Source organism: Kitasatospora sp. MBT66 (assembly GCF_000710405.2).
In the GTDB taxonomy this organism is placed as follows: domain Bacteria; phylum Actinomycetota; class Actinomycetes; order Streptomycetales; family Streptomycetaceae; genus Kitasatospora; species Kitasatospora purpeofusca.
On record NZ_JAIY01000004.1, the window covers coordinates 454,909 to 463,877 of the forward strand.

7 protein-coding genes and 2 pseudogenes are annotated in these 8,969 nt (G+C 74.7%); 3 read left to right on the forward strand and 6 right to left on the reverse strand.

Features of this window, described 5'->3' with window-relative positions; all coding sequences use genetic code 11:
• Positions 1–819: pseudogene (locus tag BI06_RS08720) on the forward strand (response regulator); the annotation flags it as partial.
• An 88-nt stretch (positions 820–907) separates the two neighbouring features.
• On the opposite strand, the gene BI06_RS08725 reads toward BI06_RS08720, so the two are convergent.
• Positions 908–2,569: a long-chain fatty acid--CoA ligase gene (locus tag BI06_RS08725; RefSeq protein WP_043466854.1), complete on the reverse strand. Its 1,662-nt coding sequence runs from the start codon at positions 2,567–2,569 to the stop codon at positions 908–910.
• 180 nt (positions 2,570–2,749) lie between these two features.
• Here BI06_RS08725 and BI06_RS49345 point away from each other — a divergent pair, with 180 nt between their 5' ends.
• Positions 2,750–2,947, forward strand: coding sequence for a hypothetical protein (locus BI06_RS49345; RefSeq protein ID WP_149030314.1), 198 nt, complete (start codon positions 2,750–2,752; stop codon positions 2,945–2,947).
• Between the two features lie 7 nt (positions 2,948–2,954).
• On the opposite strand, the gene BI06_RS08730 is transcribed toward BI06_RS49345, so the two are convergent.
• Complete coding sequence (locus tag BI06_RS08730; protein WP_051740523.1) at positions 2,955–3,833, reverse strand: DUF1906 domain-containing protein; 879 nt, start codon at positions 3,831–3,833, stop codon at positions 2,955–2,957.
• 152 nt (positions 3,834–3,985) lie between these two features.
• On the opposite strand from BI06_RS08730, the gene BI06_RS08735 reads away from it, so the two are divergent.
• Positions 3,986–5,056 (forward strand): DMT family transporter, encoded by a 1,071-nt coding sequence (locus tag BI06_RS08735; RefSeq protein WP_233290073.1) that lies wholly within the window; start codon positions 3,986–3,988, stop codon positions 5,054–5,056.
• A gap of 118 nt (positions 5,057–5,174) precedes the next feature.
• Here the strand turns inward: BI06_RS08735 and BI06_RS08740 are convergent, their stop codons facing one another.
• The 4 genes and pseudogenes from BI06_RS08740 to BI06_RS50455 form a co-directional block, all read right to left on the reverse strand.
• Complete coding sequence (locus BI06_RS08740; RefSeq protein ID WP_233290074.1) at positions 5,175–5,945, reverse strand: pyridoxal 5'-phosphate synthase; 771 nt, start codon at positions 5,943–5,945, stop codon at positions 5,175–5,177.
• Between the two features lie 490 nt (positions 5,946–6,435).
• The gene (locus BI06_RS08745; protein ID WP_030392549.1) at positions 6,436–6,765 is read right to left on the reverse strand and encodes a hypothetical protein; all 330 of its coding nucleotides are present in this window, start codon (positions 6,763–6,765) and stop codon (positions 6,436–6,438) included.
• A gap of 425 nt (positions 6,766–7,190) precedes the next feature.
• Positions 7,191–8,555: an FAD-binding oxidoreductase gene (locus BI06_RS08750; RefSeq protein WP_043466855.1), complete on the reverse strand. Its 1,365-nt coding sequence runs from the start codon at positions 8,553–8,555 to the stop codon at positions 7,191–7,193.
• A 77-nt stretch (positions 8,556–8,632) separates the two neighbouring features.
• Positions 8,633–8,969: pseudogene (locus tag BI06_RS50455) on the reverse strand (MFS transporter); the annotation flags it as partial.

An 8,969-nucleotide genomic window follows, 5' to 3' on the forward strand; every position in this document is an offset into this window, starting at 1 on the left:
GCCGCCCCGGCGGCCCTGGCGATCGCCCCGGCGAGCGGCGGTCCCGAGTCCGGCGAGCGGCCGGTGCCCGCGCCCGCCCCCGACGGCGGACCGCGCCGGCTGCTGGTCTGGCCCGAGCCCGACCCGGCCACCAGCCAGGCGCTGCAGGACCGCGGCTACCGCCCGGTGATCGTCCGCTCCCGCGAGGAGGTGGACGCACAGGTCTCCGGATTCCCCGCCGCGCTCTTCGTCGACCCGCTGACCGGCCCGATCACCCGCACCGCGCTGCAGTCGCTGCGCACCGCCGCGCTCAACAGCCGGGTCCCGGTGGTGGTCACCGCCGGTCTCGGCCAGGCCACCCGGGACGCCGCGTACGGCGCCGACCCGGCCGTGCTGCTGCGCGCCCTCGCCCCGCGCGACGGCGAGAACCACGCCCCGCGCGTGCTGCTGGTCGAGAGCGATCCGGACATCGCCGTCGCGATGATCGGCAGCCTGGAGCGGCGCGGCATGCACGTCGAGCACGCGGTGGACGAGAACGACGCCGTCGCCCGGGCCAGCAGCGTGCAGCCCAACCTGGTGGTGATGGACCTGCTCCAGATCCGCCGCCGCCGGGTCGGCCTGCTGGACTGGCTGCGCGCCAACGACCGGCTGCACCGCACCCCGCTCGTCGTCTACACCTCGGTGGACCTCGACCCGCGCGAGCTGCCCCGGCTGCGCACCGGCGAGACGATCCTCTTCCTCGCCGAGCGCTCGACCAGCGAGGACGTCCAGTCCCGGATCGTCGACCTGCTCGGGCGGATCGGCGCCATGGGCGAGGCGGGCGTCGCCGCGGCCGGCTGAGCACGCGGTACGGAACGACCTGGGCCGGCCGCCCTCTCTGCGGGGGTGGCCGGCCCAGGTCGTTCCGGCGGGGGTGGCCCGCCGGGTGTCACTCCTTGCCGAGCAGCGTGACGTCCAGCTTCTGCTCCGCGTAGTCGGCGCGGATCACCTTCTTGTCGAACTTCCCGACCGAGGTCTTCGGCACCGCCTCGACGATCGCCCAGCGCTCGGGCAGCTGCCAGGACGCGATCCGCCCGGCCAGGAAGGTCCGCAGTTCCGGCAGCCCGACGGTGGCGCCCGGCCGCAGCACGACGGTCGCCAGCGGGCGCTCGCCCCACTTCTCGTCCGGCACGGCCACCACGGCGGCCTCGGCCACCTCCGGGTGCGCCATCAGGTGGTTCTCCAGGTCCACCGAGGAGATCCACTCGCCGCCGGACTTGATCACGTCCTTGGCCCGGTCGGTGAGCGTCAGATAGCCGTCCGCGGTGATGGTGCCGACGTCGCCGGTGCGCAGCCAGCCGTCCTCGGAGAACTTGTCGTCCGGGCGCTCCGGGTCCTGCCCGGCGCCGCCGTAGTACGCCCCCGCGATCCACGGGCCGCGCACCTCCAGCTCGCCCGCCGACACCCCGTCGTGGGGCATCCGCTCGCCGCCCGGGCCGATCAGCCTGGCCTCGACGGAGGCCGGGAAGATGCCCTGGCTGACCCGGTAGGGCCACTCCTCCTCCGGGGTCAGGCCGCCCGGCGGCTGGGCGAAGGAGCCGAGCGGCGAGGTCTCGGTCATGCCCCAGGCGTGGATGACCCGGATGCCGTGGCGCTCCTCGTACCCCTTCATCAGCGAGGGCGGACAGGCCGACCCGCCGATGACGACCATCCGCAGGCTGGAGGTGTCGTAGTCGCCGGCGTCCAGCTCGTCCAGCAGCCCGCTCCAGATCGTCGGCACGGCCGCGCTGACGGTGGGCCTCACGGCGGCGATCATCTCGGCCATCGGCTTGGGCTGGAGGAAGCGGTCCGGCATCAGCAGGTTGGCGCCGGACATGAAGGCGGCGTGCGGGATGCCCCAGGCGTTGACGTGGAACATCGGCACCACCGGCAGGGCGGTGTCGCGCGGGGTGAAGGCGAAGTTGTCGCCGGTGTTGACCTGGAGGCAGTGCAGGTAGACCGAGCGGTGGCTGTAGAGGACGCCCTTGGGGTCGCCGGTGGTGCCGGAGGTGTAGCAGAGCACGGCGGCCCGGCGCTCGTCGATGTCGGTGAGCCAGGGGTACTCGGTCGGCCGGTCGGCGATCAGCTCCTCGTAGTCGTGCACCCCGCCCTCGAAGCCGGCCAGCACCGAGCGGTCGCCCGGGCCGCTGACCACGATGTGCTTGAGCGTCGGGGCGAGCCGCGGCAGGACGGCGGCCAGCAGCGGGAGCACGGTGCCGTTGACGATGATCACGCGGTCGGCGGCGTGGTCGACGATGAAGGACAGCTGGTTCGCGGGGAGCCGCAGGTTGAGGGTGTGCAGCACCGAGCCCATCGCCGGTACGGCGAGGTAGGCCTCCAGGTGCTCGGCGTTGTTCCACATCAGGGTGGCCACCCGGTCGTCCGCCGTGACGCCGAGCTCGTCCCGCAGGGCCCAGGCCAGCCGGGCGGCCCGCGCCCCGACCTCCGCGTAGGTCCGGACCACCGGTCCGGTGCCGTCCCAGGTGGTGACGGTCGAGCGGGCGTGGACGGTCGCCCCGTGCTCAAGGATTCTGGCGACGGTGAGCGGAACGTCCTGCATCGTGCTGAACACGGGTCCTCCTCGACCTGGGCTGCACTGCGGCGGTGCTGCCCCCTGGCCCGGCCGGAGACCGGCTACTGGGCGGTAATACGGGGCAGTAGAGCCCGATTGTGCCGCGCCGCACCCCCGCTGTCAGCATTCCGGCACAGTTGCCCCGATCACGGCCGCCGGGACGGGCGGGATACTGGGGGCATGGGTGACGGGCGTGACGACCGACGGGCGGGGCCGCTGCCGAGCGGGCTCCGGATGCCGTGCCCGTGCTGCGCGGAGGGTGTGCGGACGGAGGCGCGGATGGGCCTGCGCGCGGGCCGGACCGGCACCGGGCACATCCCGCAGACCTGCCGCCACTGCGGCGGCCTGGGCTTCCTGGGGCTCGCCCTGCGGGAGTGAGGCCGCCTCAGCCGGCCAGCGGGGCGTCGACCTGGTTGCGGTCGACGGTGAGCGTCGCGCCGCCGTAGGTCTCCTCGACATTGCCGCGGTACTGGTGGACGCGCTGGCGCCCGGCCCAGAGGTCCGGGCCGAGCGCCCCGCCGCCCACCGTGTCGGCCCGGTCGTCCCAGCGGGCGTACCAGAGGGTGTCGGGCAGCGGCGTGCTGCCGGCCCGGGCGGCCGCGGCGAGGTCGGCGATGCCGGAGTCGAGGCTGGAGTAGAAGCCGGAACCGTAGCCCGCCAGGTGCAGGGCCTGGGTCCAGCCGAGGGTGAAGTCGACCACGGCCTGCCCGCAGGCCGGGTCGCGCAGAGGGTAGGCCTCGATGTCCAGGAAGACCGGGCTGCCCTTGCCGAGCCCGACCGCCTTGAGACCGCGGACCGCCTCGACCGCCTCCTCGCGGCCCTGCTGGACGGCCCGCGCGGGGTCGATCCGCTTCGGCTTGCGGCTCAGCTCGCTGCACGGCGCCTGGAGGCCGACGTGGACGGGCAGGAAGCGCCAGCCCATCGCCCTGGCCTGCCGCACCCAGTCCGCGCTGAGCCTCGGCTGGGCGCAGCCGCGCTGGCTGCCGCTGGTGTAGATGCCGACCGCCCCGTACGGCGAGGCGTCGCGCCAGGCCCGCATGGTCTCCAGCGGTGGCGCGGTGCAGGCGTCGAAGGCCGCGCCGGTGAAGAGGTCCCGGGCCCGGGCGGTCGGCGGGCCGATCCGGTCGGGCAGGACGGTGGCCCGGATCCGGGGGGCGGCGGCGACCACCGGTGCGGTCTCGTCGGCGCTCGCGCCCGGACCGCCGGCGGCCAGCAGCAGGACGAAGGAGGCGGCGGCGATGGCCGCGGGGCGGAGATAGCGCACGCCGCCTTGATACTGACGGAACGTCGGACAACCGCGGCAGCCGCGCCGCGTACGCCGGAAAAGCCCACCCTTTCGGACGCACCCGTCCGTATCCGTCCCGATATTTGTAACGAGCTTGCTGCCCGGTGGCTCCTTACGGCAAACTCGCCTCCATGCCCACGCCCCACCTCAGCGAAACCTCTGCCCCGACGACGGCCGCCGCCGTCGCCGAGGCGCTTGTCATGCCGCCCGCCCCCAAGGGCGAGCCCGCCGGCGAGCGGGGCGGCTGGCGACGAGGCGGGGCGCCCGCGGAGGGGCTGCCACCGGACCCGCGAACCGGCCGACCGTCCGGCCGACGGTTCCCGAACTTCCTGCGGCGCCCGGAGAGCATCCCGGCGCCGCTGCTGTGTCTGACGGCGATGTTCCTGGTGCAGACCGGGATCGCGTTCTCCAAGCCGCTGTTCGGCCCGCTCGGGGTCAGCGGCACCACCTTCCTCCGGCTGGGCTTCGCGGCCGTCGTCCTGCTCGCCGTCACCAGGCCCCGGCTGCGCGGGCTCCGGCCGCGCGACCTGGCCGCCGCGGGCCTGCTCGGCATGGCCTCGGCCGGGATGACCCTGCTGTTCGCCGGGGCGATCGACCGGCTGCCGATGGGCACCGCCGCCACCATCGAGTTCCTCGGCCCGCTCGCGGTGGCGCTGTTCTTCGCCCGCCGTGCCAGCCATCTGCTCTGGGCGCTGCTCGCGGCCGGCGGGGTCGCACTGCTGACGCTGCTCGGCGAGGGCGGGGAGGGCGGCGCCGGACTCGACCCGGTCGGCCTGCTCTGCGCCTTCGGGGCGGCGGCCTGCTACGCCGCGTACATCCTGTTCACCGACAAGGTCGGGGCGGCGTTCCAGGGCTTCCAGGGGCTGGCCGTGTCGATGACGGTCGGCGCGCTGGTGGTGGCGCCGTTCGGGCTCGGCGAGGCCTGGGACGGACTGTCCGCGCCGGACGCCTCGCCGCTGATGCTGCTGCTCGCGGTCGCCGGGGTGTCCCTGCTGCTGCCGGTGATCCCCTACGCGCTGGAGATGACCGCGCTGCGGCGGATGCCGCAGCGGGTGTTCAGCGTGCTGGTGAGCCTGGAGCCGGCGGTCAGCGCGCTGGTCGGGCTGGTGGTGCTCGGGCAGCTGCTGGGCGCGGCCCAGCTGGCGGGGATCGGCTGTGTGGTGGCGGCGAGCGTCGGGGCCACCCTGACCGGGCGGCGCTGAGCCGGGCGGCGCCGAGCCGGGCGGTCGGCGCCTGGACGCCGACCGCCGTGGTGCTTCAGGTACTTCCAGCGCTTCAGGTGCTTCGGGTGCCTCAGGTGCTTCGGGTGCTTCGGGTGCCTCAGGGCCAGAGCAGGGTGCGCGACCACTCCGGGGTCAGCACCGGCCCGGTTCTGGTGTAGCGGAGGCGGACGTGGTGGCGCTCGGCCTCGCCCTGCCAGAACTCGACCTCGTGCGCCCACAGCGTGTAGACGGCGTGCCCGGCGGCGACCGCGTCCGGGGTGGCCTCCAGGCGGCGCCGGGCCACCGCCACCGCCTCCTCGTACTCAGCCGGCGAGGCCAGTGGCTCGCTCTGCCGCCCGACCAGCGCGCCGATCCGGGCGTCCGGGGAGCGGGTGGCGAACTCGGCCGCCGCGACCAGGTCGGCGGCCCGTTCGACGGTGCCGCGGACCCGCACCTGGCGGCCGAGCCGGGGCCAGTAGACGGTGAGCGCGGCCGCCGGGTGGTCGGCGAGCTGGCGGCCCTTGGGACTGTCGGCGGCGGCGGAGAACACCCAGCCGGTGCCGGCCGCGTCCACGTCGCGCAGCACCAGGACGCGGGCGTCCGGCAGGCCGTCGGCGTCGACCGTGGAGAGGGTGAACACCTGCGGGTCCAGCACCCCGGCGTCGACGGCGGTGGCGAGCCAGTCGACGAAGAGCGGGCCGGGCTCGGCCGGGGCCGCCCCGGTGTCGAAGCCCGGCAGCGGGCGGGCCATCGGCGGTCGGCCCAGCATCAGCTCGGGCACCGACCGGGGCTCGGGCCGCGTTTCCGGGCGCGGCTCCGGGCCCGACCCGGGACCGGGTACGGGCGTGGTCCCGCCCGGGCCGCTCAGGTCCTCGTCCTCGGCTGCCATCGCGCCCTTCCTTCCGGTTGCCGCCGCCGCAGCCCCTCGCCGGAAGGGCCGCCGGGGGGCGCCGGGCTCGGGGGTGCACTGTCGGAGCGCAACCGTACCGCCGCACGGTGACGAGTCAGGGCGCGGGCCCTGCACCGGCCCGCCCGTGCCCGCCCCCGGGAACGCCCGGCCCGCCCCCCTGCCCGCCCGGACACGCCCGGCTCGTCCGGACACGCCCGGACAACGCCCGAGGGCGGCACCGATGTTCGGTGCCGCCCACGGGACCGGTTCGCGGTGACCCTTTCCGCTGCCCGGTTGCGCGCTGTGCGATCCGTTCCGATCGCGGTTCTTCCGATCCACTTCGCGGTCCGCTCCGGACCCGTCGCGGGCGCTCAGCCCACCCGCGTCCGCCCCGGCCGGCCCCGGTGCTCCGTCGACGGCGCCCCCGCCGTCGACGGCTCCCGGTCGGTGCCGGCACCCGGGGCTCCCCGGTGCCCGATCGCCCGGGTGCTCAGCCGAAGATCGGCGCGAAGACGATGCTGTAGTTCTTGTTGGACTGACCGGCCAGGATGGTGCCCGAGTTGTCCTTCACCGCGAGGGTGTTGGCCTGGTTCGAGGCGCCGGAGCCGGTCGCCGTCTGCTGGTTCGAGATGTAGTTGCCGTCGACCGAGCCGAAGACGTTGCCCGTCCCGACGTTCGACACCACACCGCTGTTGGACCCGTCGTTGGCGAGCGCGCCGTTGTCGGCGGCGGCGGCGCCGGCACCGGCGAGCAGCAGTCCGGCCGCGAGCGGGGCCGCGAGCAGCACACCGGCGGTACGGCGGATTCGGTTGCGAGCCATGGGAGCCTCCAAGAAACGGTAATCGTGCAATGGGTGCGGGAGTTCGCCGGCCAGACGAACACCTGCGGGCTGCGACGCCGGGTCACAGACTTCCGCAACAAATCGACAAAGCACCACCTCCCGGTGCCCTTTTCGCCCTTTAGCGTGATATCCAGCAGCCCCGCGCATAACTGCGAGCGATCCTGGAAGCACGCCGACACACCGCCGCCGACCTGCGATGTCGCCCGAACGGTCGGATACGACCGAGTCTCCGGAGGAGGCGCGAAGGAGGCACACGGACAACCCGGCGCACCACCCTGGCGTGCGGCGGAACAAACACGCCCCCGCCGGGTGCGGTCACGCTACCGTGTCGATAATTCCGGCCATCCTGCGACAGTCTGAAAATCCGGAGAACAATACCTTCGTTGCCCGGCCCGAGGGGGTGGTCAAACCGCCTTGCCGGGATTGAGGATCCCCAGCGGATCGAAGACCGCCTTCAGCTGCCGCTGCAGCTCCATCGCCACCGGCCCCAGCTCCCGCGCCAGCCACTCCCGCTTGAGCAGCCCCACCCCGTGCTCCCCGGTGATCGTCCCGCCCAGCTCCAGCCCCAGTGCCATGATCTCGTCGAAGGAGCGCTGCGCCAGCGCCGACTGCTCCGGGTCCGCCGCGTCGAAGATGACGATCGGATGGGTGTTGCCGTCCCCGGCGTGGCTCACCACCCCGATGGTCAGCCCGTGCCGCTGACCGATCGCCGCCACCCCCTCCAGCATCTCGGCCAGCCGCGAGCGCGGCACCGCCACGTCGTCGATCATCGTGGTGCCCAGCCGGTCCAGCGCGGGCAGCGCCAGCCGGCGCGCCTCCAGCAGCAGCTCGGACTCGGCCTGGTCCTCGGCCGGCACCACCTCGGTCGCCCCGGCCGCCCGGCACAGCTCGCCGACCGCGGCCAGCTCGGCCACCCGGTCCGGACCGTCGAAGGCCACCAGCAGCAGCGCCCGGGTCGACTCCGGCAGGCCCATCCGCCCCAGTTCGTTGACCGCGCGCACACTCACCGGGTCCATCAGCTCCATCAGCGAGGGGGTGAAGCCGCGGGCCATCACCTCGCAGACCGCCGCGCCCGCCGAGGCCGTGCTCGGGAACTCCGCCGCCAGCGCCAGCTGCGGGGCGGGGGCCGGCCGCAGCGCCAGCACCGCGCGGACCACCACCCCCAGCGTGCCCTCGGAGCCGACCAGGAGCCGGGTCAGGTCGTAGCCGGCCACGCCCTTGGCCGTCCGGCGGCCGGTGGACAGCAGCCGTCCGTCGGCCAGCACCACGTCCAGGCCGAGCACGTACTCGCTGGTCACGCCGTACTTGACGCAGCAGAGGCCGCCCGCGCCGGTCCCGATGTTGCCGCCGATGGTGCAGGACTCCCAGCTCGACGGGTCGGGCGGGTAGGCGAGCCCCGAGGCGGCGGCCGCCCGGGACAGCTCGGCGTTGACCACCCCCGGCTCGACCACCGCGATCCGGTTCACCGGGTCGATCTCCAGGATCCGGTTCATCCGCAGCATCGACAGCACGATGCAGCCGTCGACCGCATTGGCCGCGCCGGACAGACCGGTCCTGGCCCCCTGCGGGACCACCGGGACGCGCAGCACGGTGGCGGTGCGCAGTACGTGCTGCACCTGCTCGACCGTCTCCGGGAAGACCACCACGGCGGGGGTGCCGGCCGGGCAGAAGTCCGCCATGTCGTGCCGGTAGGCATCCGTCACGTCCGGGTCCACGGCCATCGCCCCGGGCGGGAGGCCCTCCGCCAGCCGGTCCGTCAGATCACTCATCGCCGCCTCCGCCCTCCGCCGCCCGTACCGGTCTCGCACTCTGCCCGCCGTCCGCCCGCCCGGCAAGTACACCGCGGTCAGGCCCGGCGCAGCACCGGCGAGGCCAGGGTGAGCACCCCGGCGGCCCCGGTGGCCAGCGCGCAGAGGGCGATCGGCAGCCGGGGTCCGGCCGTGTCGGCGAGCAGGCCGAGCGCCCCGGTCGAGAGCACCAGCGCGGCGCTCTGCACCAGGGTCAGCAGGGCCTGCACCCGGGAGAGATGGGTTTCCGGCGCGGCTCCCAGCACCAGCGGCCCGAGCCGGCCGGCGAACAGCCCGGACCCGGCGCCCGTCAGCAGCCCGCCGAGCACGGCCGCCGCCGGGACCGGCGCCGCGGCCAGCAGCGCGATGCCCGCCGCGGCGGCGCAGAGCCCGGCT

Excerpts from the sequence above, each read along its gene's own strand:
- BI06_RS49345 (WP_149030314.1), top strand. The coding sequence starts at position 2,750 with ATGGGTGACGGGCGTGACGACCGACGGGCGGGGCCGCTGCCGAGCGGG.
- BI06_RS08735 (WP_233290073.1), top strand. The coding sequence starts at position 3,986 with ATGCCCACGCCCCACCTCAGCGAAACCTCTGCCCCGACGACGGCCGCC.
- BI06_RS08740 (WP_233290074.1), bottom strand. The coding sequence starts at position 5,945 with ATGGCAGCCGAGGACGAGGACCTGAGCGGCCCGGGCGGGACCACGCCC.
- BI06_RS08745 (WP_030392549.1), bottom strand. The coding sequence starts at position 6,765 with ATGGCTCGCAACCGAATCCGCCGTACCGCCGGTGTGCTGCTCGCGGCC.
- BI06_RS08750 (WP_043466855.1), bottom strand. The coding sequence starts at position 8,555 with ATGAGTGATCTGACGGACCGGCTGGCGGAGGGCCTCCCGCCCGGGGCG.